Source organism: Streptomyces sp. NPDC127595 (assembly GCF_042671685.1).
Taxonomy (GTDB): Bacteria; Actinomycetota; Actinomycetes; order Streptomycetales; family Streptomycetaceae; genus Streptomyces.
The window spans coordinates 1-24,939 of the sequence record NZ_JBHXWK010000024.1 but is presented as its reverse complement, the minus strand read 5'-3'; the positions used below and the strand labels follow the sequence as shown (position 1 = coordinate 24,939).

The following is a 24,939-nucleotide window of genomic DNA, read 5'->3' as shown; positions in this document are numbered from 1 at the left end:
GGGCAGCCGCTTCCCGCTGTCACGGGAAGGGGGTGACGGGCACCCGCCGCCCCGCTTCGCGGAGGCGCCGCCAACGCGCCCCGGCGGCACGGGAGTCGCCCGCACTGCATGCCCGCGTCCCTTTCATCCCTGTGCAGAGTGTCAAAGTTCGACCCCTGCTTTTGTACACATACGGCTCATGACGACCCCCGGGTGGGGAGCGATAGCCTGGGGGCGTGATCAGCGCGATATCTCGCGGGGGCCTTGACGCTCCTGCTGCGCGCCCGGACAGCACGGACGACATCCGTGACCGGGCGGCGGTCGTTGATCTTCGCGGGCGGGTCGGGGAGTCAGGGACAGCACGGACACCCGGAGCGACATCCAGAGCGCCGAGGGAATCCGAGGCAGTGCCTGGGGTACCCGAGGCGAAGACGGTGCCGAGAGCAGCGTCACAGTCGCCGCGGGTGCCGAGAATGGCCGATAACCCCCCGCTCATCTCTCCGTGCGGCATAGCGTCGGACCAGACCGGACACCCCGCGTCACGGCGTTACGTCGGAGAAGAGACCGTACTTCCTTCTACGTCACGCAATGGCGCGCGACAGGAGCCAGAGGACAATGCAGACCAAGCTGGACGAAGCCAAGGCCGAGCTGCTCGAACGGGCCGCCCGGGTAGCTGAGAACAGCCCGGTCGGGGCGCACCTACCGACTGGGACGACGGACGAGGGCACTCCTGACCGGGAGACCGTGCTCGCGTTCCTCCAGCGCTACTACCTGCACACCGCAGCGGAGGACCTGACCGACCGCGACCCGGTCGACGTCTTCGGCGCCGCCTTCTCGCACTACCGACTGGCCGAGAACCGCCCCCAGGGCACGGCGAGCGTCCGGGTCCACACCCCGACCGTCGAGGAGAACGGCTGGACCTCCAGCCACTCCGTCGTCGAGGTCGTGACCGACGACATGCCCTTCCTCGTCGACTCGGTCACCAACGAGCTCTCGCGCCAGGGGCGCGGCATCCACCTCGTGATCCACCCGCAGGTCGTCGTACGGCGTGACCTCACCGGCAAGCTCATCGAGGTGCTGCCGACCCGGCCCACCGGCGACCTCCCGCACGACGCCGCCGTCGAGTCCTGGATCCACGTCGAGGTGGACCGCGAGACCGACCGCGCGGATCTGAAGCAGATGACCGCCGATCTGCTGCGCGTGCTCTCCGACGTCCGCGAGACCGTCGAGGACTGGGAGAAGATGCGCGACGCCGCGCTGCGTATCGCGGAGGAGCTGCCCAAGGAGCCGACCGCGGACGACCTGCGCGACCAGGAGGTGGAGGAGGCCCGGGAGCTGCTGCGCTGGCTCGCGGACGACCACTTCACCTTCCTGGGATACCGGGAGTACGAGCTGCGGGACGACGACTCGCTCGCCGCCGTGGCCGGTACCGGTCTCGGCATCCTGCGCTCCGACCCGCACCACACCGGCGAGGACAGCCACCCGGTCAGCCCGTCCTTCGAGCGGCTGCCCGCGGACGCCCGCGCCAAGGCCCGCGAGCACAGGCTGCTGGTGCTGACCAAGGCCAACAGCCGGTCCACGGTGCACCGGCCGTCGTACCTCGACTACGTCGGTGTGAAGAAGTTCGACGCCGACGGCAATGTGATCGGCGAGCGGCGCTTCCTCGGGCTGTTCTCCTCGGCCGCGTACACCGAGTCCGTACGGCGGGTTCCCGTGGTGCGCCGCAAGGTCGAGGAAGTCCTGCGCGGCGCCGGGTTCTCGCCCAACAGCCACGACGGACGCGACCTGCTCCAGATCCTGGAGACGTACCCGCGCGACGAGCTGTTCCAGACCCCGCCGGACGAGCTGCGGTCCATCGTCACCTCCGTCCTGTACCTCCAGGAGCGGCGCCGGCTGCGGCTGTACCTGCGCCAGGACGAGTACGGGCGTTACTACTCCGCGCTCGTCTACCTCCCGCGCGACCGCTACACCACCGGCGTACGCCTGCGGATCATCGACATCCTCAAGGAGGAGCTGAACGGCACCAGCGTCGACTTCACGGCCTGGAACACCGAGTCGATCCTGTCCCGGCTGCACTTCGTGGTCCGGGTCGAGCCGGGCACCGAGCTGCCGCAGCTCTCCGACGCCGACAAGGAGCGCATCGAGGCGCGGCTCGTCGAGGCCGCCCGCTCGTGGGCCGACGGCTTCCAGGAGGCGCTGACCGCCGAGCTGGGCGAGGAGCGCGCCGCCGAGCTGGTACGCCGGTACGGGGGCGCGTTCCCCGAGGGATACAAGGCGGACCACAACCCGCGCGCCGCCGTCGCCGACCTGGTCCACCTCGAAGCGCTGGCCAAGGACGACAACAAGGACTTCGCGCTCAGCCTGTACGAGCCGGTCGGCGCAGGACCCGGTGAGCGTCGCTTCAAGATCTACCGCACCGGCGAGCAGGTCTCGCTCTCCGCGGTCCTGCCCGCGATCAACCGCATGGGCGTCGAGGTCACCGACGAACGTCCGTACGAGCTGCGCTGCTCGGACCGTACGACCGCCTGGATCTACGACTTCGGACTGCGCCTGCCCAAGTCCCTGAACGGCAACGGCGATTCCCTCGGCGACGACGGACGCGAGCGGTTCCAGCAGGCCTTCGCCGCCACCTGGACCGGCGCCGCCGAGAACGACGGCTTCAACGCGCTCGTGCTCAGCGCCGGGCTCAACTGGCGCCAGGCGATGGTGCTGCGCGCGTACGCCAAGTACCTGCGCCAGGCCGGTTCGACCTTCAGCCAGGACTACATGGAGGACACCCTCCGCAACAACGTCCACACCACCCGGCTGCTCGTCTCGCTCTTCGAGGCGCGGATGTCGCCGGACCGCCAGCGCGCCGGTGTCGAGCTGACCGACGCGCTGATGGAGGAGCTGGACGCCGCGCTCGACCAGGTGGCCAGCCTGGACGAGGACCGGATCCTGCGCTCCTTCCTCACCGTCATCAAGGCGACCCTGCGCACGAACTTCTTCCAGGAGGCGCTGGGCGCGAAGCCCCACGAGTACGTCTCCATGAAGTTCGACCCGCAGGCCATCCCGGATCTTCCGGCGCCGCGTCCGGCGTACGAGATCTGGGTGTACTCGCCGCGCGTCGAGGGCGTTCACCTGCGGTTCGGCAAGGTGGCACGTGGTGGTCTGCGCTGGTCCGACCGGAAGGAAGACTTCCGGACAGAGATCCTCGGGCTCGTGAAGGCGCAGATGGTGAAGAACACCGTCATCGTGCCGGTCGGCGCCAAGGGCGGATTCGTCGCCAAGCAGCTTCCCGACCCGTCCGTGGACCGCGACGCGTGGCTCGCCGAAGGGATCGCGAGCTACAAGACCTTCATCTCCGCGCTGCTCGACATCACCGACAACATGGTGGCCGGTGAGGTCGTCCCGCCCGCGGACGTCGTACGGCACGACGAGGACGACACCTACCTCGTCGTCGCCGCCGACAAGGGCACCGCGACCTTCTCGGACATCGCCAACGGGGTCGCGGAGAGCTACAACTTCTGGCTCGGCGACGCCTTCGCTTCCGGCGGCTCGGCCGGTTACGACCACAAGAAGATGGGCATCACCGCGCGCGGTGCCTGGGAGTCCGTGAAGCGGCACTTCCGGGAGCTGGGCGTGAACACCCAGACGCAGGACTTCACCGTGGTCGGTGTCGGTGACATGTCGGGTGACGTGTTCGGCAACGGCATGCTGCTCAGCGAGCACATCCGGCTGGTCGCGGCCTTCGACCACCGGCACATCTTCATCGACCCGACGCCGGACGCCGAGACTTCGTACGCGGAGAGGCGCAGGCTGTTCGAGCTGCCGCGCTCGTCGTGGGCCGACTACGACAGCACGCTGATCTCGCCCGGCGGCGGCATCTTCCCGCGTACCGCCAAGGCCATCCCGGTCAACGCGCACATCCGCGAGGCCCTCGGCATCGAGTCCGGCGTCGCCAAGATGACGCCGGCCGACCTGATGAAGGCGATCCTCAAGTCGCGGGTCGACCTGCTGTGGAACGGCGGCATCGGTACGTATGTGAAGGCGTCCACCGAGACGCACGCGGACGTCGGCGACAAGGCCAACGACGCCATCCGCGTCGACGGCGCCGACCTGCGGGTCAAGGTCGTCGGCGAGGGCGGCAACCTGGGGCTCACCCAGCTCGGCCGGATCGAGTTCGCGCAGCACGGCGGCAAGATCAACACCGATGCCATCGACAACAGCGCGGGCGTGGACACCTCCGACCACGAGGTGAACATCAAGATCCTGCTCAACGCGACGGTGACGAACGGCGATCTGACCGTCAAGCAGCGCAACAAGCAGCTCGCGGAGATGACCGAAGAGGTCGGCGCCCTGGTCCTGCGCAACAACTACGCGCAGAACGTGGCGATCGCCAACGCGCTCGCCCAGTCGCCGGACATGCTCCACGCCCAGCAGCGCTTCCTGCGCACCCTGGTCAGGGAGGGTCACCTCGACCGCGCCCTGGAGTTCCTGCCCACCGACCGGCAGATCCGCGAACGGCTGGCCGCCGGGCAGGGGCTGACCGGTCCGGAGACGGCCGTCCTCCTCGCGTACACGAAGATCACGGTCTCCGACGCGCTGCTCGCCACCTCGCTGCCCGACGACCCCTACCTCCAGCGCCTGTTGCACGCGTACTTCCCGACCGCGTTGCGCGAGAAGTTCCGCGAGCAGATCGACGGGCACGCGCTGCGCCGCGAGATCGTGACGACCGTCCTGGTCAACGACACGGTCAACACGGGCGGTACGAGCTTCCTGCACCGTCTGCGCGAGGAGACCGGCGCCTCCCTGGAGGAGATCGTCCGGGCGCAGACCGCGGCCCGCGCGATCTTCGAGTCGAGCCAGGTGTGGGACGCGGTGGAGGCGCTCGACAATGTCGTCGCCGCCGACGTCCAGACCCGGATCCGCCTGCACTCCCGCCGTCTCGTCGAGCGCGGTACGCGCTGGCTGCTCAACAACCGGCCGCAGCCGCTCCAGCTCGCCGAGACGATCAGCTTCTTCAGCGACGGGGTCGAGCAGGTCTGGTCCCAGCTGCCCAAGCTGCTGCGCGGCGCGGACTCGGAGTGGTACCAGCGGATCCACGACGAGCTGACGGGCGCCGGTGTCCCGGACGAACTCGCCACCCGCGTGGCCGGGTTCTCCTCCGCCTTCCCGACGCTGGACATCGTCGCGGTGGCCGACCGCACCGGCAAGGACCCGATGGCCGTGGCCGAGGTGTACTACGACCTCGGCGACCGCCTCGGCATCACCCAGCTCATGGACCGGATCATCGAGCTCCCGCGCGCCGACCGCTGGCAGTCCATGGCCCGCGCCTCCATCCGCGAGGACCTGTACGCGGCCCACGCGGCGCTCGTCGCCGACGTCCTGTCCGCCGGCAACGGCAACTCCACCCCCGAGCAGCGCTTCAAGGCCTGGGAGGAGAAGAACGCGGCGATCCTCGGCCGCGCCCGCACCACCCTGGAGGAGATCCGCAGCTCGGACGCGTTCGACCTGGCGAATCTGTCGGTGGCCATGCGGACGATGCGGACGCTGCTGCGGACGCATTCGTAGCCGTACGCCAATGAGGGCGCCCCCAGCCGTGATGGCCGGGGGCGCTCCCGTTCTGTCGGTGTCGGGCGCTACTTGCCCGTGAACTTCTCGTACTCCTTGAGGACTTCGTCGGTCGGGCCGTCCAGACGCAGTTCGCCCCGCTCCAGCCACAGCACCCGGTCGCACGTATCCCGGATCGACTTGTTGTTGTGGCTCACGAGGAAGACGGTGCCCGCGGTCTTCCGCAGCTCCCGGATGCGGGCCTCGGAGCGCTTCTGGAAGGAGCGGTCCCCCGTCGCGAGGGCCTCGTCGATCATCAGGACGTCGTGGTCCTTGGCGGCGGCGATGGAGAACCGCAGACGGGCCGACATGCCGGAGGAGTACGTCCGCATCGGCAGCGTGATGAAGTCGCCCTTCTCGTTGATGCCGGAGAAGTCGACGATCTCCTGGTAGCGCGCGCGCACCTGCTCCTTGGACATGCCCATCGCGAGGCCGCCGAGGAATACGTTCCGCTCGCCGGTCAGGTCACCCATCAGCGCCGCGTTGACGCCGAGGAGCGAGGGCTGGCCGTCGGTGTAGATCCTGCCGTTCTCCACGGGAAGAAGACCCGCGCACGCCTTGAGCAGCGTGGACTTGCCCGAGCCGTTCGTGCCGATCAGGCCGATGGCCTCGCCGCGGTACGCCGTGAAGGACACGTTCTTCACGGCGTGCACCTTGCGGACGCCGGAGGCCTTCTCGGTCTTGCCGCGGTGCAGGATGCGGTTGAGGGCGGCGGTGGCGGAACCGCGGCCGGCGCCGGTGCCGTTGACGCGGTAGACGATGTCGACCTGGTCGACGATGACCGTGGGGATCAGCTCGCCGGTGGCGTCGACGGTGCTGTCGACGGGGGAGGTCTGGGGGGTGCTCTTCGTGATGATGTCAGCCACGGCCGTACGTCTCCTCAGCTTTCCAGAAGTACAGGAACCCGCCCACGCCGGCGAGCAGCGCCCAGCCCGCCGCGACCGCCCACACGTGCGGCGGGAGCTGGCCGGCGTGGAAGCTGTCGATCAGCGCGAACCGCATCAGGTCGATGTAGACGGCGGCGGGGTTGGACTGCAGCGCGATCAGGACCCAGCCGGGCAGGTCCTTGTTCTTCAGGACATGCTCGATGCTCCACATGACGCCCGACATGTACATCCAGGTGCGCAGCAGGAACGGCATGAGCTGCGAGATGTCGGGGAACTTCGCGCCCATCCGGGCCATGATCATCGCCACGCCCGCGTTGAAGACGAACTGGAGCGTGAGCGCCGGGATGACGAGCAGCCAGGACATGCTGACCGGCACTCCGAAGGCGAGCAGGATCACGACCAGCGCGCACATCGAGAACAGCAACTGCTGGAGCTGCTGGAGGCAGTACGACACCGGCAGCGCGGCCCGCGGGAAGTGCAGCGCCCGTACGAGCCCGATGCTGCCGGAGATGGCCCGCGTCCCCGCCATGATCGAACTCTGGGTGAAGGTCCACACGAAGACGCCGGTGACCAGGAACGGGATGTAGTCGGGGATCCCCTTACTGGTGCCCATCAGGATGCCGAAGATGAAGTAGTAGACCGCCGCGTTCAGCAGCGGGGTCGCCACCTGCCAGATCTGGCCGAGCTTCGCCTGGCTGTACTGGGCGGTGAGCCGGGCGGTGGCGAAGGCGGTGATGAAGTGGCGCCGCGCCCAGAGCTGGCGGATGTACTCGGCCAGGGAGGGGCGTGCGCCGCTGACAGTCAGGCCGTACCGGGCGGCGAGCGCCTCGGCGCTCTCTGCGGCGGGCCGGCCGGCTGTCTTGTCGGCGGGGGAGGCCGACACGGGGGGCGGTGTGTCGAGAACCTGGCTCACATCCGCTGCTTTCGCTCGGGGGGTGGGGGGCGAAGCGGTCCGGTTCGTCCTTGACCTGGCTCTTACGTCGTCTTTGCCGTCTTCTTACGTCGGGACGGGACCGTATCGTCGCAACGCGAGCCTAGGCCTTTTCCACGTCGGAACGCAACCGTTTCGTCGTCACGCCCTATGCTGGAAGGCATGACGACGAACGCCGATGCCACCGGGACCGTGACCGGCACCGTGACCCGGGCCAGGGCCGGGTCCGGGGCGGCGACCGGCTCAGGGCCCGGTTCTGGGACCGGGCCTGTCCCGGCGAAGGCCCCGCGCCGCCGGGCCCCCGCGGGCGCGGCCGTCCTCCGGGAGGATGTGACCGAGGCCATCCGCGCCGCCGTCTTCGAGGAACTCGCGGCCGTCGGCTACGCCCGGATGTCCATCGAGGGCATCGCCCGTCGCGCGGGTGTCGGCAAGACGGCGGTGTACCGGCGCTGGCGCTCGAAACTCCACCTCGTCCTCGACCTGGTCTCCGCCGTCGCCGTCCAGGGCCTGCCCGCGCCGGACACGGGCTCCCTGGAGGGCGACCTGCGGCTGTTGTACGAGGTCACCTCACGTGCCCTGCGCCACCCGGTGGCCGGCCAGATCATCCCCGACCTCCAGGCCGAGGCGGCCCGCAACCCCGAGATCGCCGACGCCATGCAGAAGGCCCTGCGCGAGGGTCAGCAGGGCGTGGCGAACGGGATCGTCGCGGCGGCCGCCGCCCGGGGAGAGGTCCGCGAGGGAATCAGCCTCGACCTCGCGCTCGACCTGATGTCCGGGCCGCTGTACTGGCGGGCGGTGGTGGTGCGCGGTCCCAAGCTGCCCAAGGGGTACCTGGCGAGTCTGGCCCGGGCCACGGCGGCGGCGCTCAAGGCGTTGTGAGGGGCGGTGCCGGAGTTGGCGCCGGTGCGGGGCTTGGCGTCCGTGCCGGGCTTGGTGTTGGGCACCGCACTTGGCGTTGGAGCCCTGCCCCGGCCCTATGCCGGGCTCGGCGTCGGTGCCGGGCCTGGTGTTGAGGTCTCGCCCTGCCCTGTCGTCGCCCTACGCCTTCACGGCCAGGAACCCGAACAGATCAGGGATCCCGCCGGGACCGGCCTCGGCGGTGCGCACCAGCCGTAGCCCGGCCTCCGTGGTGGCGTTGAGCAGCTCCGCGAGCGGGAGGTGCCAGGCGCCGACCCGGGCGCGGACCCCCGCGGGGTTCCACGCGTCATAGGTGCGGGAGCGGTCCTCGTACCGTTCGTCGACGACGACCCTCGGCCGGTCGCTCCAGTCGGCGAACGCGCCGATGTAGCAGGGGTGTACGCCCAAGTGCACGAACCGGCCGCCGGGTCGCAGGACGCGCGCGGCCTCGCGCAGCACGGCCGCGTAGTCGGGTACGTCCGTGTGTGCCAGGACGCAGGCCGCGGCGGGCAGCGAGCTGTCCGCGAACGGCAGCGCCGTCGCGTCCGCCCTCGCCACCGGCAACCGCCCCACCGCGTGCCGGAGTTGACCGCCCGACAGATCCACCCCCACGGGCGTCCACCCCAGCCCCGCCAGCGCAGGCGCATGGGCCCCCGTCCCGCAGCAGACGTCCAGGCACGTCCCCGCGCCGGGACCCAACAGATCCGCAAGCGCGCCGTGCACCCGCCGGATGTACTCACCGGGCCCGGTGGCCGACATGAACTCGTTGTACCAGTCGGCGTGTTCGTCGTAGGTGGCCCTCGCGGTCCCACCTGTCGCGTCTGCCGTCTCGGCTCCCATGCCGTCGATGCTAGGGACGACGGACGGCGGCGCGGTGAGCTGTTCGCTCAGGGCTTCAGCTCGCCAACTTGCTTGCCAGGTTGGCGAGTTCCGCAGTCAGCAGTATTCGTCCGTCGAAGCCCGGCAGAGGCACGTGCAGGGGCTCGGTCCAGCGGGCCGGAATGGCATCGGCTCCGTACACGGCTCCCGCCAGGGCGCCCGTCACCGCCGCGACGGTGTCCGTGTCACCGCCGAGGTCGATCGCGGCGCGCACGGCCTCCTCGTACGACCGGGTCGTCCGCAGCGCCCACACGGCGGAGCCGAGGCAGGGCCACACCGCGCCGTTGAACTCGGTGGCTTCGTCGGGATGCCAGTCGGGGGCGAGGACGGCGGCGTAGCGGGCCCGGTGGCCCGGGTGGGTGGCGGTGAGGGCCTCCGGGATCGCGGTGAGCGGGTCGTGGCCCTCCAGCGCGACGCGGATCAACTCGTGGAGGATCGCGGTGCCTTCCCAGGCCGCCCGGTCGCCGTGGGTGAGGGCGGCGATACGACGGGCGGCGGCCATGGTGGCCGTACGGCCGTGTGGGGCGAAGTACACGGCGGAGGTGGCCGCCCGCATCAAGGAGCCGTTTCCCGCGGCTCGTTGGCTGTGCTGGAAGTGGATCGCGGCGGCCAGGTCCCAGGGGTCTCCGCTCGTCAGGACCGCCTCCGTCTGCAGGCCGATGTCCTTGGGGTCGGCTGCCGCCCATCGCCGGAACCTGCTGAAGATGTCCGGGAGTTCGAGGCCTGCGCGGTCGATGAGCGACTCGCCGACCAGGACCGCCATCTGCGTGTCGTCGGTGGCCTCGCCCGGGCCCCAGCCACCGCCGCCGCACATCTCCCCGCCGTGACCGGGAGCGGGGAAGCGTTCTGTGAACGCGCCCGCGGGGCCGAACTCGAAGGGCGCGCCGAGGGCGTCGCCCACGGCGGAGCCGAGGATCGCGCCGGTGGCGCGGGCGGTGGTCATCGGGGGAGTGTGTGCGGGGTGTCCGGGGCGCAGCCTCTGAGGATGTAGGCGATGACGTTCTCCAGGTCCGAGTCCGCGGACTCGGTGGAGAGGGTGCCGCTCACGGCGAGGCTGGCGAAGCCGTGCAGGGTGGTGAAGAGCGGGACGGCGACGGCCTCGATGGGGCCTTCGCGGACCTCGCCGCGGCGCTGGCCCTCCTCGATGAGACGGATGGCCAGTACGGACATGTTCTGCGAGGCCTCGACGAGGGTCTCGGAGGCCTCCGGGTCGTGCTTGATCGAGAACATCAGGTCGAGGAGTTCCGCGTTGGCGGTGGCGAAGCCGACGTAGGCGCGGGCCAGGGCTGCGATGCGGTCGGCGAAGGTCTCGTCCGCCGCTGCCTGCGACGCGGCCAGTGCCTCGCCCATGCGCTCGAAACCGACCTGCGCCAGCGCATCAAGGAGTGCCTGTTTGTCCTTGAAGTGACGGCTCGGCGCGGCGTGGCTGACGCCCAGGTCACGGGCCAGTTCACGCAGCGACAGGGCGCCCGGGCCCTTTTCCCGGAGTGTCTCCTCGGCGCGGGTCAGCAGCGCGGCGCGCAGGTCTCCGTGGTGGTAGCGGCGGGTCGGGCGAGTCTGCATGGCCCTCAGTGTAATGGCCATGTGACTGCTGGCTACATTGTTGTCGACGTCAACTTTGTTGTCATCGACACTATTGTTGGCATTGACAGCATTGTTGGCGACGCCTACATTCATCGGCATGGCAACCAAGCAGAAGTGGAACGCAAGCGACCTCGTCGACCAGAGCGGCCGTACCGCCGTCGTGACCGGTGCCAACAGCGGGCTCGGTATCGCCACCGTCGACGCCCTGGCCCGGGCGGGCGCGCACGTCGTGCTCGCGGTACGGGACCCGAAACGCGGCGAGGCAGCCGCCCGAACCGTCCAGGGCGCCAAGGGCACCGTCGAGGTGCGCCGCCTCGACCTCGCGGACCTCGCCTCCGTACGGGAGTTCGCCGAGTCGTGGCACGGGGACCTGGACCTGCTGATCAACAACGCGGGCGTGATGAACATCCCCGAGGCCAGTACGAAGGACGGCTTCGAGATGCAGTTCGGGACGAACCATCTGGGGCACTTCGCCCTCACGAACCTGCTGCTGCCGTATGTCACCGACCGCGTGGTCACCGTGGCGTCCGGCGCCCACAAGATCCCCAGCAGCAACCACATGCGCTTCGACAACCTGAATCTGACCGGCGAGTACTCACCCATGGCCGCCTACAGCCAGTCCAAGCTCGCCAACCTGCTGTTCACCCTGGAGCTGCAGAGCAGGCTGGCCGCCGAGGGCTCGTCCGCGCGGGCCCTCGCCGCGCACCCCGGCTGGGCGGCCACCAACCTCCAGGGGCATGACGCGAGCGTCGCGCGGCGCGCGTTCATGGCGGTGGGCAACCGGTTCATCGCCCAGGACAACGCGGCCGGCGCCCTGCCCACGCTGTACGCCGCCACCCGGGATCTGCCCGGCGCCAGTTACGTCGGACCGGACGGGTTCGCCGAGATGCGCGGCGGTCCGACCCTCGTCGGCCGGTCGGCCGCGGCCAGCGACCCCGAGTCCGCCGTCCGCCTGTGGCTGGCCTCCGAGCAGCTGACCGGCGTCACCTTCCCCCAACTCGCGGGCCGGGCACTGAGCGTCTAGCCCCGCGCCGCCCCCGGATGCAGCCGCACCCACCCCGCCCACGCCGACGTGATCATGTCCTCGACGTCGTACTTCGCCTTCCAGCCCAGTTCCACGGAGATACGGTCGGCCGAGGCCACCACGCGGGCCGGGTCGCCGGGACGGCGGGGAGTGGTCACCGGAGGACGCTCGTAGCCGGTGACCGCGTTGACGAGGTCGATCATCTCGCGGACCGAAACGCCTTCCCCACGGCCGATGTTGAGGGTCAGGTCCTTCCCCGGGGATGCTTCCAGGGCGCGGGCCGTGGCCACATGCGCCTCGGCCAGGTCCACGACGTGGATGTAGTCGCGGACGCAGGTCCCGTCGGGGGTGGGGTAGTCGTCGCCGAAGATACGGGGCGGCGCGTCCTCGGTGAGCTTCTCGAAGATCATGGGAACCAGGTTGAAGACACCGACGTCCGCGAGCTCGGGCGTCGCCGCGCCCGCCACGTTGAAGTAGCGGAGGGACGCGGTGGACAGACCGGTGGCGCGGCCCGTCGCACGGACCAGCCACTCACCCGCCAGTTTCGTCTCGCCGTACGGGCTCATCGGCGCGCACGGCGTCTCCTCCGTCACCAGGTCCACATCCGGCATGCCGTACACCGCCGCCGAGGACGAGAAGACGAAGGAGCCGACGGACGCGGCGGTCGCCGCCTCCAGCAGCACCCGCAGACCCTCGACGTTCTCCCGGTAGTAGTGCAGGGGGAGGTCCACCGACTCGCCGACCTGCTTCTTCGCCGCCAGGTGTACGACGCCGGTGACGGAGTGCTCCTCGATCGTGCGGGCCAGCAGTCCGGCGTCCAGCGTCGAGCCGACCACCAGGGGGACACCGGAGGGCACCCGCTCCTCGATGCCCGTGGACAGGTCGTCGTAGACCACGGCCTGTTCGCCCGCGTCGAGCATCGCGCGGACGACATGCGCCCCGATGTAACCGGCGCCGCCGGTGATCAGCCAGGTCATGTGCGGCCGTCCCCTCGTGAGTGAGCCCGCCGGGCCCGTGAACGCGGTCCTGTGGTCGCGTACCAGTGAATCAGGCGCCCTCACCGCCTGGCTCGGGAGACGGCGGGAACGGGCAGCGGATTCCGGTAGGAAACCTCCGCGGGGGTCCCGAGGGGCACGGTCGAGCCCGCCCGCCACAGCCGGATGAAGGACAGCAGCGCGGCTGCCGTCAGCAGACCGTTGCGTACGAGCATCAGCAGGCAGCCCGTCCAGGTGCTGTGGATGACCTCCCCGTACATGGCGGGGTAGATGACGGAGCTGACCGCCGTCGCCGCCACGACCAGTGCCGCCACCGGGCGCTGGGTGGTGTGCCGTGAGGTCAGGCACACGGCGGACAGGCCGAGCAGCCACACCATGTACTGGGGGCTGATCACCCGGCTCGTCACGGTGAAGAGCAGTACGGCGCAGAGGGCGGCGTCGTACGGAGTCGCGGCCGTCCAGTGCCGCGCGCGCACCCGCCACAGCAGCAGGAGCCCGAAGGAGGCGACGGTGAGGGCGAGGGAGAGGGTCGCGACGGAGGAGACGTAGGGGCCCACGAACTCCATCGCGCCGTACTGGTAGCGCGCGGTGCCCGGCCACCCTGCGCGGCGCGCGAAGCCGAGGACGGTGCCGCCGAGCGACTCGATCTGGACGCCCCGGCCGCCCTGCTGGCGCAGGAAGTCGAAGGGGTTGCTGAACGCGGCGACCAGCAGCAGGAGCATGGCGGCCGCCGTGACCACCGCCGATGTCCAGGCCTGCCGTGTCGTACGGCCTTTCGGCGTGCCGATGAGCGCCAGCGCCGGCCAGACCTTCACCAGCGCCCCCAGCGCGGCGAACGCACCGCACACGCGCGTGGACCGCGACAACGTCAACAGGGAGATGACGGCGAAGGCCGTGACCTGGACGTCGTAGCGAACCAGCGGGAGGTGCAGGAGGAGGGGGAGTGCCATCGCCCACAGGGCCGCCCCGGCCAGGGATCGGCCGGGAAGGGTGCCCGCGCGCGTGAGGGCGATCATGATCACGGCGTCCGCGGCGAGGGTGAGCGCCACGAAGGCCGTGAAGTAGGTGAGGGCCGGGAGCAGCGCCGGCGCGAGCAGTACGGGGCCGGCGCCCGGCGGGTACTGCCACAGCCGGTCGTCCGCCGGAAAGGTGCCGTGCGACAGCACGCCGTACCAGCGGAAGTAGAGGCTGCTGACCTCGCGTGAGACCCCGCCCCGGCCGAGCAGGCGGAGGTGGTCGTGGGCGAGCAGCTCCAGCATCAGGGCGCGGGTGGCGAGCCACGCGGCGGCGAGGAGAAGCGGGCCGCGGTGTTTCGTCATGGTGATCGTCAAGGTGCTCATCACGGCCGGATGGTAAGCCGCATGGATGGGGCAAAAGGGTTGATACGCCGTCAATACGCCTCAAAGGTTGTTTAATCGCACAAGATCTTGCTCATGGTGAGCTCGTGGGCGAGGCGGTCGGGGATCGGACGTACGGAGGTCGTGGCCGTGCTGGTGCCCGTGACCGTCATGTTCGCGATCGGGCTCTGGGGACTGGACCGCGGCGGCATGTGGCGCGACGAGGCCGTAACCTTCCAGGTCGCGCGCCGCTCGGTCCCGCAGATCTGGCAGCTGCTGCACAGCGTGGACGCCGTGCACGGCCTGTACTACCTCCTCATGCACGTCGTCCTGGCCCTGCACCCCGGCGAGGTCGCCCTCCGGCTCCCCTCGGTCTGCGGGGCCGCGGCGACCGCGGGCCTGGTCGCCGCCCTCGGCGTCCGCCTGGGCAGCCCGAGGGTCGGCCTGTGGGCGGGTCTGCTGTACGCCGTCACGCCCATGACCGGGCACTTCGCGCAGGAGGGACGGTCCTACGCGCTGGTCGCCGCCGGTGCCGCGGGGGCGACGCTGCTGCTGGTGAGGGCGGTGCGGACGGGCGCCTGGTGGGCGTACGGCGGGACGGTCGCCGTCACCTGCCTGCTGCACGAGTTCGCGGTGCTGGTGCTGCCCGCGCACGCGGTGACCCTGGCGCTCGCGCGGGTGCCCCGGCAGCTGTGGCGGGGGTGGGGGCAGGCGGCCGGCGCCGCGGTGCTGGTGCTGCTGCCGCTCGCCCTCGTCTCCAAGGGGCAGTCCGCGCAGGTCGCGTGGCTGTCGGCGCCCGGCCTCGACAGCGTCGACCATCTGCTGCGGGCGTTCGCGGGGCCGAAGCGCCTGGTTCTCGTGCCGTACCTGGCCCTCATCGCGCTGGCCCTGTCTGTCCCGCCTGCGCGGCGCGGTGAGCTGACGCTCCGCGCGGTCGCCCTGCCCCTGATGGTCGTCCCGCCCGCGGTACTGATGACCGTGTCCCGCTTCTGGCCTTTGTACGACGAGCGCTATGTGCTGTACGCCCTCGCCGGGGCGCCGCTCCTTGCCGCGGCCGGCGCCGAACGCCTGGTGCAGATGGTGCCGAGGCCGGCCGTCAGCTCCCTCACCGGCGTCCTCGCCATCGCCCTTGTCTTCGTCTGGCAGCTCCCCCTCCTCCGCCAGGACCGCACCCCCGACCGCCGCCCCGACAACCTCGCCGCCGTCTCCGCCCTCGCCGGGCGGGAACTGCGGCCGGGGGACCCGGTGCTGTTCCTGCCGTCGATCGTGCGGCGCTCGGCGCTGGCGTATCCGAAGGGCTTCCGCGGGGTACGGGACATCGCGCTCAGGGAGCCCGCGCCGGTGTCCGGGACCCTGTACGGGCAGGAGACGGACGCGGGCGAACTGCGGCGACGCCTCGACCGCCTCGACCGGGTGTGGGTGGTCGCGGAGCCGTTCGCGCTGCGGCCGTCCTGGTATCCGGGGAGCGCCACCGAGCGGGTCAAACTCACCGTGGTCGGGGAGCAGTTCGTGCCGCGTCAGGAGGTCGCACGCAAAGGCGTGACCCTGCGGCTGTACGTGCGCCGGCCGGCGAATCCGTTCATGGACTGGGCGGCCGGCTAAAGCGCGCTGCCCGCGGTCTCCTCCAGCGCCGCCGCGTCCAGGGCCGCCGTCAGATGGTCGAGGCGGGTCCGGAGCTCCTGGATCTCCTCCAGGCTCGCGCCCGTCGCGGCGGCGATCCTGCGCGGCACGACCAGCGCGCGCTCGCGCAGGGCGATGCCCTCGTCGGTGAGGTGGACGTGCACGGAACGCTCGTCGCGGGCGCTGCGCTCACGTCGTACGAGACCGGCCGCCTCCAGCCGCTTCAGCAGCGGCGACAGCGTCCCGGAGTCGAGCCGCAGGTGCTCGCCGAGCTTCTTCACGGGCATTTCGCCGTGCTCCCAGAGCACCAGCATCACCAGGTACTGGGGATAGGTGAGGCCGAGGTCCTTGAGGAGCACGCGGTAGACGGCGCCGAAGGCGCGTGACGCGGCGTTCAGGGAGAAGCAGATCTGGTTGTCGAGGCGCAGGAACTCCGCGCCGGCCGGGCCCTGGGGTCTCGGGGCCGGTGGACTCGGGGTCGGCGTCGGGGTGGCGGTCATGGGTCCAGGATAGCAAGCTGTCCGTCATTAAGTTGTGCGCAATTGAATTGCGTGCTCTAATTGGTGCTGCGAGGCGGCCGGACCGGCCGCCCGGGCAAGACATTGACTTGAGAGGGATGGTCCTCATGGACGCGCTCTACACCGCTGTTGCCACCGCCACCCACGGCCGCGACGGCCGTGCCGTCAGCTCCGACGGCAAGCTCGACCTCCAGCTCGGCATCCCGGCGGAGATGGGCGGCAACGGCCAGGGCACCAACCCCGAGCAGCTCTTCGCCGCCGGTTACGCCGCCTGTTTCGCCAGCGCCCTCGCCGTCGTCGGCCGCCTCGCGAAGGTCGACGTCTCCGAGGCCGCCGTGACCGGCGAGGTCGGCATCGGCAAGCAGGGCGAGGGCTTCGCGCTGAAGGTCACGCTCCGCATCGAGCTGCCCGACACCGTGGACGAGGCCACCGGCCGCAAGCTGGTCGAGCAGGCCCACCAGGTCTGCCCCTACTCCAACGCGACCCGCGGCAACATCCCGGTCGACCTCGTCATCGAGTAGTTCCCGGACGCGTCGGCGATCGAGCAGTCCCCAGCCGCCTCAGCGCCCGGCCCGCGCCAGTACCTCGCCCGTCTCCCGGCTCCACGCCACCACCACCGCCTCCTCGGGCACCCGCTGCCCGGGCGTCAGCAGCAGCCACCGCACGTGATAGCGGTGGGCCACGGCGGTGCGTGCGGCGCGGGTCGACGACGGGGCGAGGTAGGCGCGGACCGCCGCGAGCCGCCGTTGGCGTTCCGCCTCGTCGAGGGCGGGGTCGGGCAGGGCGGGCGCGGCGAGGTCCACGCCGTGGCCCGGGATCAGCCGGACCGCGTAGTACCCGTCGGCGATGACCGCCTCGCCGGGCCGGATGAACCGCGCCGCCCAGGCGTACGTCGGCCGGCGCGGTGGCTGTTCGAAGCCGACAGGGTCCAGCGAGCGCGGTACGACGGCCCCGGCCTGTGCGGTCAGAAAGCCGACGCACGCCCCGGTCGCCGCCACCGCCCCGAGCCCGCGCCGCCAGACCGGCCACGGCCGGGGCGCCGCCAGCTCCACCGCGAGCGCGAACTGCGGCGCCACCAGCGTCAGCCCGAGGATCCCGCCACAGGCGTAGCGCCCGCCGGCCCAGCCGTACGCCACCGCGGCGCAGTCCAGCGCGAACATCAGCACCAGCGGATCCCGTGCCGACCTCCGTGCCCGCAGCCACAGCGCGGGCACCCCGGTCAGCGCCAGCCAGAAGTGGCCCGGCATCCCCTCGTACAACCTGTCCGAAGCGTTGTGCCCGCTCGGCGCGAAGGCATCGAAGTACGGCCAGCAGTACGCCACCAGCAGTGCCGTCATCCCTGCCAGCGCCCAGCGGCCCACGACGGCGGTCCGCCACCTGCGCTGCCATCCCGCGACGAGTGCCACCGCGCCGAGCACCGCCGCGAGGGCCGTGACCTGGTGGACGAGCAGGATCAGCCCGTACAGGGCGCCGACTCCCGCGTACCCGGAGAAGCTCCGCAGCCCGCTCGGACCGACGTACCGGACCCGGCCACCGCTCCCGCTGCCCCCTCGCGCGCGCGTACCCGTCAACGCCCAGGCCCAGAAGGTCAGTCCGATGGCGAACGCCGACGGATCACCGAGGTTCCCCGTCATCGGCAGCAGCCCGAGAAAGCCGCTCCACCAAGCGCTCTCGGTGCCCCACAGGAGGGTCATCGAGAGGAGCGCGAGCACGGGTGCCCAGGGCCGGCCCGGTGCCAGGACGCGGACGAAGCGGGCGATGCCGGTCAGCAGGACCAGCAGGTTCAGTGGTCCGGACAGCCGTACGACCCCCCAGCCGCCCAGGCCCGTCAGCCGGGCGAAGAGTCCCTGAGCGAGGGCGTACGGCGAGTAGTACGGGCTGCCCGCGCCGGGCAGGTCCGCCGTCGGGAGGCGTGGGTGCAGGAGGCTCGCCCTGAGCCGTTCGACGACCGCCGCGTGCTGGCCGGCGTCGCAGCACAGCGGGACGCGCCAGTACGCGAGCGCCATCACCAGCCAGAACAGGCCACCGAAGACCTGGTACGGGCTCGGGCGCCAGGAGGCACCCCCGCGCAGGGCGGTGGCGCCGCGCACGGCCCGCCGCACGAGGACGTCGGCGCTCACCGGGCGGCGGGGCGGGGCTGGGCGACGGCTTGGGGCATTTGTCATACTTCCCCGCCGTCGTCAGCCACCTAGTCGTACGTCACCTCATCGAGTGATGGTGGCTGCCCCGGTCGGTGTGCACACGGCCGGGACGTCCGGCCGGTCGCCAGGTGACGGGGCGACTGGGCGTGGGCCTGCTGGAAGACATGGGCGGTCCGGTTCAGAGATTCTCGGAGACGGAGACGGAGACGGAGACGGGGACGGACACCGGACCACCGGGCCGTGGCACGGTGGCCAGCGGCGCGAGCGGACGGGCCGCGGCGGCCGACGGTACGGGATGGCGTTCGGGCAGGGGGATGACGGGCGTCGCGCTCTCGCCCAGCAGGACCCGGCGTACGACTCGCTCGGCGGCGCGTCCGTCGTCGTACGGGCAGAAACGCTCACGGAACGCGGCCCGCAGCTGGGTGGAGCGCGAGCCGCGCCAGTGCCCCGTCGCGAAGATGTCGATCAGTTCGTCCTCGCTGCGGGCCACCGCGCCCGGCGGGAAGGCGCGCAGGTCGAAGTAGGTGCCGCGGGCAGCTTCGTACGCCTCCCAGTCGTCGGCGTGGACGACGATCGGGCGGTCGAGGCCCGCGTAGTCGAACATCAGGGACGAGTAGTCGGTCACCAGCGCGTCCGAGGCGAGACACAGCGACTCGATGCTCGGGTGGTCGGAGACGTCGATGAGGCGGCCGCCGGAAGCCTGGGTGAGCGGGGCGCCGTAGGAGTGGTGGGCGCGGGTCAACACCACGAAGCGCGGGCCGAGTTGGCGCAGGACGCGCTCCAGGTCGAGGGTGTGGCGCTGGGTGCGGCGGTAGTCGCGGAACGTCGGCGCGTACAGGACGGCGACCGTGCCCTCCGGGATGCCGAGAGACTCCCGCAACCGGGTCACGTCCGCCGAAGTCGCCTGCTGGAACACGTCGTTGCGCGGAAGGCCGTACTCAAGGGTCGTGTACGCGGCCGGGAACACGCGCTCCCAGATGAGGGTGGAGTGGCGGTTGGCGGAGAGGCAGTAGTCCCACTTGTCGGCGCCCCGCAGCAGCTCGGCGAAGTCGGTGTCGCGGGCTGCCGCCGGACGGTCCTGGAGGTCCAGGCCCATGTACTTGAGCGGGGTGCCGTGCTGTGTCTGGATCAGGATCTGGCCGGGGCGCTTGACCAGCAGGTCGTCGAAGTCGACGTTGTTCACGAGGTACTTGGAGCGCGCGAGCGCCGTCCAGTACGCGGCCGAACCTGGGCGGATCCTGCGCGTCGCGGCCGGGATCGTGTGGTGGTGCTCGGGGCGCGCGATCCACGCGGTGCGGATGTGCGGTGCCAGGGCACGGAACGCGGACTCCAGGGCGCCCGGGTTGCAGCCGTGACCACGGCCCCGGTAACTGGCGAAGACGGCACGGTCGGCGCGCAGCGGGAGGCGGCGCTGGACCCGGTAGTGGAGTCGGAGGGCGCTGCTGTGTGCCGTGCGGAGTGCCTTCGAACTGAGCTTGAGGAAGCGCCTGTTGAGGCTCGCTGCCAGGGAGAGCAGCCGGTACGTGCGGTGGGTGCCGAGGCGGACCAGGAGGTGCCGCGCCCGGGTGCCTACGCGGACCTGGGCGCCCGGAGTGCGGTAACGGCGGTAGTGGGCGCGGGACTTGCGCAGGAACTCGGCGCGGGAGCCGCGCGGCAGCAGGCCGCGTTCGACGAACACCGCGGAGAGGTGGTCGGCCATTCGCCGGAACAGCACCGGGCGCCAGTGGGCCAGCTCCGGGCGCGAGTCGAGATACGCGAAGACACGGTCGTACTGCTCGAAGAGGTCGAAGTGTCCGACGGTGGCGGTGGTGAGGGCGCCGGCCTCTCGGCGGCTGCGGTGGTGGACGCAGACCCGGTCCAGGGTGGCGACCGTCTCCGCGGACATCAGCACCGGATACGTCCAGGGTGTGTCCGTGTGGTGGCCGGGCGGGAAGGTGAGGCCCACGCGCTCGACGAACTCCCGGCGGTACGCCTTGTTCCAGGCCACCGGCAGGACCGTGAGCAGCCCCGGACGGTCGTCCAGCCGGAAGGGGGCCGGGCCCTCCTCCGTGAGCTGCTGGGCGAGTTGGCTGCGGACGGCCTCGCCCGACCAGTCCGTGCGCGCGAAGTCGTAGAGCAGGACGTCCGGTTCGGAGGTCTCCTTCAGACGGTCGGCGATGGTGCGCAACGCGTCCGGAGTGAGGGTGTCGTCGCCGTCCACGAAGATCAGGTAGTCGCCGCTCGCGTGCTTCAGGCCCGCGTTGCGGGCGCGGCCACGGCCCACGCTCTCCGGCAGGTGGACGGGGCGTACGCGGGTGTCGCGGGCCGCGAACTCGTCGATGAGCGCGCCGCAGGCGTCGGGTGAGCAGTCGTCCACCGCGATCAGTTCGAGGTCCGGGCAGGACTGCCCGAGGACGGATTCCAGGCATTCGCTCAAATACGCCTGAACCTTGTACGCGGGGACGATGACACTGAACCTGGGCAAGGCACATCCATGGGTCGGCGCGACATTACGCCCGGGAACGGCCGAAGAGGTGACCTGGTTACGCGAGTTGCGGCATCCGGGGGAATTCCGGGTGCCGCAACTCGGAGTATCAGCCGACTCGGAGAATCCGCCGCTACTTCACCGCGCCCGCCATCACCCCCGACACGAACTGCCGCTGGAACGCGAAGAACACGGCCAGCGGGATCACCATCGAGATGAACGCGCCCGGCGCCAGGACCTCGATGTTGCTGCCGAACTGCCGTACCTGCTGCTGCAGGGCGACCGTCAGTGGCTGCGAGTTCGAGTCCGAGAACACCAGGGCGACCAGCATGTCGTTCCACACCCACAGGAACTGGAAGATCCCCAGGGACGCGATCGCGGGCGCGCCCAGCGGAAGGACGACGGTGGCGAAGAGCCGGGCCTCTCCCGCGCCGTCCAGGCGTGCCGCCTCCAGGAGTTCACGCGGGATCTCCGCGAAGAAGTTGCGCAGCAGGAAGATCGCGAAGGGGAGTCCGAAGCCCACGTGGAAGAGGACGACACCGATGATGTCGCCGAAGATCCCGATCTTTCCGAAGAGGTTGGAGAGCGGGATCAGCGCCACCTGGACGGGGACGACGAGCAGTGCCACCACCGCCATGAACCACCAGTCGCGCCCCTTGAAGTCCATCCACGCGAAGGCGTATCCGGCCATCGCGCCGATGATGACGACCAGCAGGGTCGCCGGGACCGTGATCCAGATGGTGTTGAAGAGGGCGCTGGTGATGTCGCCGTTCTCCAGGAGCGACTGGTAGCTCTTGGTGGTGAGCTGGGCGGGGGCCGAGAAGACCTTCCACCAGCCCGACGCGGCGATGTCGGTCGGGTCGCGGAACGACGAGACCAGCAGGCCGAAGGCGGGCACCAGCCAGAACAGCGCGACCAGGAGCAGGAAGACGCGCAGTGCTCCGCCGGCCGCGCCGCTCGCCACCCGGGCGGCGAGGGAGCGCTTGGCGCGTACGGACGTGTCGAGTGCGGTCACCGCTGGCGCTCCTTCCTGAGACGGCGGAGATTGACGTACATCATCGGCAGCACGAGCAGCAGCAGGATGATGCCGATCGCGCTGCCCACGCCGTAGTTGCCGCCCCCGCCGAAGGAGGACTGGAACAGCTGCAGGGCGAGCACGTTGGCGTCGTCCTGGCTGGGCTGCGGCGCGATGATGTAGATCAGGTCGAAGATCTTCATCACGTTGATCATCAGCGTGACCAGGACGACGATCAGGACCGGTGCGAGGAGGGGAACGGTGACCCTTCTGAACACCTGCCACTCGTTCGCGCCGTCGACTCTCGCCGCTTCGAGGAGATTGCGGTCGACGCCCGCGAGACCCGCGGCGATCAGCACCATCGCGAAGCCCGCCCACATCCAGACGTACGACAGGATGATGGACGGTGTCACGAGCGTCGGGCCGAGCCAGTCGATGCCGTTGTAGGGGGCGGCGAAGTTCGAGCCCGGGAGCCGGAGTCGGGCTCCGTCCGCCTCCTGGGGGAGGGTGAAGGTGCCGTCGGCACCGCTGGTGGCGGAGGCGACGGTCTTGCCGTCCTTCACGGCCTCGACCTTCACGCCCTTCAGGGCCTTCTCGCCCGGGTCGATCTTGCCCTTCTCGCCGCCGCCGCCGAGCTTGAAGTCCAGCCAGACCGTGCCGGTGATTCCTTCGCCGGATGTCGGTGCTTTGGCGTCCTCGGGGGTGCCGGGGAGCTTGTTCGGGGCGATGCCGACGAGCGGGAGCAGGGCCGGAGAGCCCGCCTGGACGGTGCCCGTACTGGTGAAGGAGCCGCCGCCGGACGCCTTCAGGTCGCTCACCTGGGCGTTCGGCCTCGCCTTCGGATAGACCGAGGAGTCGACGAAGGCGTCGTGAACGGACGTGACGATCGCGTTGGCGACACCCTGGTCCGGGTCCTGCTCGTACACCAGCCGGAAGATGATGCCCGCGGCGAGCATCGAGATCGCCATCGGCATGAAGACGATGAGCTTGAACGCCGTACCCCAGCGCACCCGTTCGGTAAGTACGGCGAAGATCAGGCCGAGGACCGTGACCACCGCGGGGGCCACAGCGACCCAGATCGCGGTGTTCCGCACCGCGGTGAGTGTCGAGTCGGTGGTGAAGATGTCGATGTAGTTGTCCAGGCCGACGAAGCCCGAACCGCCGGCGTCGTAGAGACTCCGCCAGACCGAGTACCCGATCGGGTAGACCACGAGCGCGCCGAGCAGGAGCAGCGCGGGCAGCAGAAACAGCACTGCCACCCACAGCCTGGTCCCGGTCACGCTCTTGCGCGTTTTCCCGGCGGCGGGCACCGGCAGTTCGCCGGCACCGCCCGCCTTCAGCGTCGAAGACGACATCCCGGTGCCGTCAGCTGCTCTGGTACGCCTTGGCGGCGTCGGCCTCTAGCTGTTTCTGCGCGCCCGCGACGTCGGAGGGGTCCTTCAGGAAGTCCTGGAGGTCCTTCCACTCGCCGACCCCCTGGGTGCCGCCGAAGGCCGCCGGGGCCTGGTCCGACATGTCGAAGCGGAAGTCGTCACCCGCGGCGAGCAGCGCCTTCGCGATGTCCCGGGTCACGTCGTCCTTGTAAGTGCCCTGGTCCATCGCCTTGTTGGGGGAGAGGAAGCCGCCCTGGGCCGCCCAGATCTCCGCCGCGTCCGTCGAGGCGAGGAAGGTCAGCAGCGCCTGGGCGCCCGCGCCGCCCTTCAGCGCCACGGCGACGTCGCCGCCGCTGACCACCGGTGCCTTGTCGCCGACCGCCGGGAACGGGAAGACCTTGGCGTCCGTGCCGACCTTCGCCTTGGTGTCCGCGTTGATGTTCGCCGTTACGAAGTCGCCCTCGAAGACCATCCCCGCCGGGGTGTCACCGGAGAACGTCTGCGTCACCGACTTCGGGAACTCCGTCTGCAGCGCGCCCGAGCGGCCGCCGGCGATCAGGTCGTCCTTGCCCCACAGCTCGGCGAGCGTGGTGAGCGCGTCCTTGACGGACGGGTCCGTCCACTTGATCTCGTGCGTCGCCAGCTGGTCGTACTTCTCCGGGCCCGCCTGGGAGAGGTACACGTTCTCGAACCAGTCCGTGAGCGTCCAGCCGTCGGCTCCGCCGATGGAGACGGCGGGGGAGCCGGCGTCGGAGAGCGTCTGCGCGGTGGAGATGAAGTCCGCCCAGGTGGTGGGCGTATCGGTGATGCCCGCGGCCTCGAACGCCGCGGTGTTGTACCAGACCAGGGACTTGTTGGCGGCCTTCACGTAGATGCCGTACTGCTTGCCCTCGTACGCGCCCAGCTTCTTCCAGCCCGCTGAGAAGTTCTTGTCCAGCTGGGCCTGGGCGTCCGTGCCGATGTCCTTCAGCCAGCCCTTCTCGGCGAACTGGTGCAGGACGCCGACCTGGGGGAGAAACGCCACGTCCGGCGGCTTGCCGCCCTCGATCTTGGTACCGAGGAAGGTGGAGGTGTTGTTGCCGGTCGGCACGAAGTTGACTGTGGCGCCGGTGCGCTTCTCGAACTCGTCGAGGACCTTGGTGAAGTTGGCCTGCTCCGGGCCGGTCCAGACGGCTGCGACTTCGAGGGTCTGCCCGTTCAGTTTGGGGAGTTGGACGGAGGCGGCGTTGTCCGTGCCGTTGCTTTCCGTGCCGCCTGTGTCGTTGCTGTCGTCACCGCCGCATGCAGTGAGGGCGAGGGCGAGTACTCCTGCGGTTACTGCGGCTGCGGCGGCTTGTGCGGCTCGGGGTGACCTGCGGTGTGCCGAGCTCTCGGGCGACCTGCGTGTACGAATCGTGCTGCGCATCTTTGCCCCGTTCATCGTTCCTCGTCGAACGTCCGGCGCTGTCCCGTGCGATCTGGTCTACGCCCGTGTCTGCGAGGGCGGCAAGAGCGCCGACGCTGTCAAGTGAGCGATCGTGACCGCGTCGTGATGTGTTCTGGCGGGGGGGCCTGTTCTGGCGGGGCGCCTTGTGCGGGGGGCGTGTTCTGGCGGGGCGCCTTGTACGGGGGCGTGTGCGGGTGGGTGGGGCGTCCGGGTGGGTGGGTCGGGGGGGGGGGGGGGGGGGGCCCCCCGCCCCCCCCCCCCCCCCCCGCGGCCCCCC

The 24,939-nt window shown here is 70.5% G+C and carries 18 protein-coding genes; 5 read left to right on the top strand and 13 right to left on the bottom strand.

What is annotated here, in order from left to right; genetic code table 11:
* Window positions 1–594: 594 nt before the first annotated feature.
* Complete coding sequence (locus ACFVKT_RS39835) at window positions 595–5,532, top strand: NAD-glutamate dehydrogenase (RefSeq protein WP_385741802.1); 4,938 nt, start codon at window positions 595–597, stop codon at window positions 5,530–5,532.
* 68 nt (window positions 5,533–5,600) lie between these two features.
* Here the strand turns inward: ACFVKT_RS39835 and ACFVKT_RS39830 are convergent, their stop codons facing one another.
* Together ACFVKT_RS39830 and ACFVKT_RS39825 are read right to left on the bottom strand one after the other, a co-directional pair.
* A complete protein-coding gene (locus tag ACFVKT_RS39830; protein ID WP_385741855.1) occupies window positions 5,601–6,428 on the bottom strand; it encodes an ABC transporter ATP-binding protein in 828 nt (275 codons plus the stop codon).
* 1 nt (window position 6,429) lies between these two features.
* The gene (locus tag ACFVKT_RS39825; protein WP_385741800.1) at window positions 6,430–7,371 is read right to left on the bottom strand and encodes an ABC transporter permease; all 942 of its coding nucleotides are present in this window, start codon (window positions 7,369–7,371) and stop codon (window positions 6,430–6,432) included.
* A 168-nt stretch (window positions 7,372–7,539) separates the two neighbouring features.
* On the opposite strand from ACFVKT_RS39825, the gene ACFVKT_RS39820 reads away from it, so the two are divergent.
* A complete protein-coding gene (locus ACFVKT_RS39820; protein WP_385741797.1) occupies window positions 7,540–8,268 on the top strand; it encodes a TetR/AcrR family transcriptional regulator in 729 nt (242 codons plus the stop codon).
* 159 nt (window positions 8,269–8,427) lie between these two features.
* Here ACFVKT_RS39820 and ACFVKT_RS39815 read toward each other — a convergent pair whose 3' ends face one another.
* The 3 genes from ACFVKT_RS39815 to ACFVKT_RS39805 are packed head-to-tail and all read right to left on the bottom strand — an operon-like array spanning window position 8,428 to window position 10,728.
* On the bottom strand, window positions 8,428–9,126 hold the full coding sequence (locus ACFVKT_RS39815) for a class I SAM-dependent methyltransferase (RefSeq protein WP_385741794.1): 699 nt from the start codon (window positions 9,124–9,126) through the stop codon (window positions 8,428–8,430).
* Between the two features lie 55 nt (window positions 9,127–9,181).
* Entirely contained in the window at window positions 9,182–10,108 is a 927-nt protein-coding gene (locus tag ACFVKT_RS39810; protein ID WP_385741791.1) for an ADP-ribosylglycohydrolase family protein, read from the bottom strand.
* Complete coding sequence (locus ACFVKT_RS39805; protein ID WP_385741788.1) at window positions 10,105–10,728, bottom strand: TetR/AcrR family transcriptional regulator; 624 nt, start codon at window positions 10,726–10,728, stop codon at window positions 10,105–10,107. The genes ACFVKT_RS39810 and ACFVKT_RS39805 overlap by 4 nt, the downstream gene beginning before the upstream one ends.
* A gap of 118 nt (window positions 10,729–10,846) precedes the next feature.
* Between ACFVKT_RS39805 and ACFVKT_RS39800 the strand changes: the two genes are divergently transcribed.
* Window positions 10,847–11,773, top strand: a complete 927-nt coding sequence (locus ACFVKT_RS39800; protein ID WP_385741785.1) for an oxidoreductase — start codon at window positions 10,847–10,849, stop codon at window positions 11,771–11,773.
* On the opposite strand, the gene galE is transcribed toward ACFVKT_RS39800, so the two are convergent.
* Window positions 11,770–12,750 carry a UDP-glucose 4-epimerase GalE gene (gene galE / locus ACFVKT_RS39795; RefSeq protein ID WP_385741782.1) on the bottom strand — a complete coding sequence of 327 codons (981 nt, stop codon included), beginning with the start codon at window positions 12,748–12,750 and terminating at the stop codon, window positions 11,770–11,772. The genes ACFVKT_RS39800 and galE overlap by 4 nt on opposite strands.
* An 80-nt stretch (window positions 12,751–12,830) precedes the next feature.
* Entirely contained in the window at window positions 12,831–14,108 is a 1,278-nt protein-coding gene (locus ACFVKT_RS39790) for a glycosyltransferase 87 family protein (RefSeq protein ID WP_385741852.1), read from the bottom strand.
* 93 nt (window positions 14,109–14,201) lie between these two features.
* Here ACFVKT_RS39790 and ACFVKT_RS39785 point away from each other — a divergent pair, with 93 nt between their 5' ends.
* Window positions 14,202–15,707: a hypothetical protein gene (locus ACFVKT_RS39785; protein WP_385741776.1), complete on the top strand. Its 1,506-nt coding sequence runs from the start codon at window positions 14,202–14,204 to the stop codon at window positions 15,705–15,707.
* Here ACFVKT_RS39785 and ACFVKT_RS39780 read toward each other — a convergent pair.
* Window positions 15,704–16,225, bottom strand: a complete 522-nt coding sequence (locus tag ACFVKT_RS39780; RefSeq protein ID WP_385741773.1) for a MarR family winged helix-turn-helix transcriptional regulator — start codon at window positions 16,223–16,225, stop codon at window positions 15,704–15,706. The genes ACFVKT_RS39785 and ACFVKT_RS39780 overlap by 4 nt on opposite strands.
* A gap of 125 nt (window positions 16,226–16,350) precedes the next feature.
* Between ACFVKT_RS39780 and ACFVKT_RS39775 the strand changes: the two genes are divergently transcribed.
* Window positions 16,351–16,764, top strand: coding sequence for an organic hydroperoxide resistance protein (locus tag ACFVKT_RS39775; protein WP_385741770.1), 414 nt, complete (start codon window positions 16,351–16,353; stop codon window positions 16,762–16,764).
* Window positions 16,765–16,803: 39 nt separating this feature from the next.
* On the opposite strand, the gene ACFVKT_RS39770 is transcribed toward ACFVKT_RS39775, so the two are convergent.
* The 5 genes from ACFVKT_RS39770 to ACFVKT_RS39750 form a co-directional block, all read right to left on the bottom strand.
* Window positions 16,804–18,363 carry a hypothetical protein gene (locus ACFVKT_RS39770; RefSeq protein WP_385741767.1) on the bottom strand — a complete coding sequence of 520 codons (1,560 nt, stop codon included), beginning with the start codon at window positions 18,361–18,363 and terminating at the stop codon, window positions 16,804–16,806.
* A 199-nt stretch (window positions 18,364–18,562) separates the two neighbouring features.
* Window positions 18,563–20,848 carry a CDP-glycerol glycerophosphotransferase family protein gene (locus tag ACFVKT_RS39765; RefSeq protein WP_385741764.1) on the bottom strand — a complete coding sequence of 762 codons (2,286 nt, stop codon included), beginning with the start codon at window positions 20,846–20,848 and terminating at the stop codon, window positions 18,563–18,565.
* A gap of 133 nt (window positions 20,849–20,981) precedes the next feature.
* Window positions 20,982–21,863 carry a carbohydrate ABC transporter permease gene (locus ACFVKT_RS39760; protein WP_385741761.1) on the bottom strand — a complete coding sequence of 294 codons (882 nt, stop codon included), beginning with the start codon at window positions 21,861–21,863 and terminating at the stop codon, window positions 20,982–20,984.
* Window positions 21,860–23,218, bottom strand: coding sequence for a carbohydrate ABC transporter permease (locus ACFVKT_RS39755; RefSeq protein WP_385741759.1), 1,359 nt, complete (start codon window positions 23,216–23,218; stop codon window positions 21,860–21,862). Before ACFVKT_RS39755 ends, ACFVKT_RS39760 begins: the two co-directional genes overlap by 4 nt.
* Before the next feature lie 10 nt (window positions 23,219–23,228).
* Window positions 23,229–24,641 (bottom strand): ABC transporter substrate-binding protein, encoded by a 1,413-nt coding sequence (locus ACFVKT_RS39750; RefSeq protein WP_385741756.1) that lies wholly within the window; start codon window positions 24,639–24,641, stop codon window positions 23,229–23,231.
* Window positions 24,642–24,939: the final 298 nt, after the last annotated feature.

Excerpts from the sequence above, each read along its gene's own strand:
- ACFVKT_RS39835 (WP_385741802.1), top strand. The coding sequence starts at position 595 with ATGCAGACCAAGCTGGACGAAGCCAAGGCCGAGCTGCTCGAACGGGCC.
- ACFVKT_RS39820 (WP_385741797.1), top strand. The coding sequence starts at position 7,540 with ATGCTGGAAGGCATGACGACGAACGCCGATGCCACCGGGACCGTGACC.
- ACFVKT_RS39815 (WP_385741794.1), bottom strand. The coding sequence starts at position 9,126 with ATGGGAGCCGAGACGGCAGACGCGACAGGTGGGACCGCGAGGGCCACC.
- ACFVKT_RS39810 (WP_385741791.1), bottom strand. The coding sequence starts at position 10,108 with ATGACCACCGCCCGCGCCACCGGCGCGATCCTCGGCTCCGCCGTGGGC.
- ACFVKT_RS39805 (WP_385741788.1), bottom strand. The coding sequence starts at position 10,728 with ATGCAGACTCGCCCGACCCGCCGCTACCACCACGGAGACCTGCGCGCC.
- ACFVKT_RS39800 (WP_385741785.1), top strand. The coding sequence starts at position 10,847 with ATGGCAACCAAGCAGAAGTGGAACGCAAGCGACCTCGTCGACCAGAGC.
- galE (WP_385741782.1), bottom strand. The coding sequence starts at position 12,750 with ATGACCTGGCTGATCACCGGCGGCGCCGGTTACATCGGGGCGCATGTC.
- ACFVKT_RS39790 (WP_385741852.1), bottom strand. The coding sequence starts at position 14,108 with ATGAGCACCTTGACGATCACCATGACGAAACACCGCGGCCCGCTTCTC.
- ACFVKT_RS39785 (WP_385741776.1), top strand. The coding sequence starts at position 14,202 with ATGGTGAGCTCGTGGGCGAGGCGGTCGGGGATCGGACGTACGGAGGTC.
- ACFVKT_RS39780 (WP_385741773.1), bottom strand. The coding sequence starts at position 16,225 with ATGACCGCCACCCCGACGCCGACCCCGAGTCCACCGGCCCCGAGACCC.
- ACFVKT_RS39775 (WP_385741770.1), top strand. The coding sequence starts at position 16,351 with ATGGACGCGCTCTACACCGCTGTTGCCACCGCCACCCACGGCCGCGAC.
- ACFVKT_RS39755 (WP_385741759.1), bottom strand. The coding sequence starts at position 23,218 with ATGTCGTCTTCGACGCTGAAGGCGGGCGGTGCCGGCGAACTGCCGGTG.
- ACFVKT_RS39750 (WP_385741756.1), bottom strand. The coding sequence starts at position 24,641 with ATGCGCAGCACGATTCGTACACGCAGGTCGCCCGAGAGCTCGGCACAC.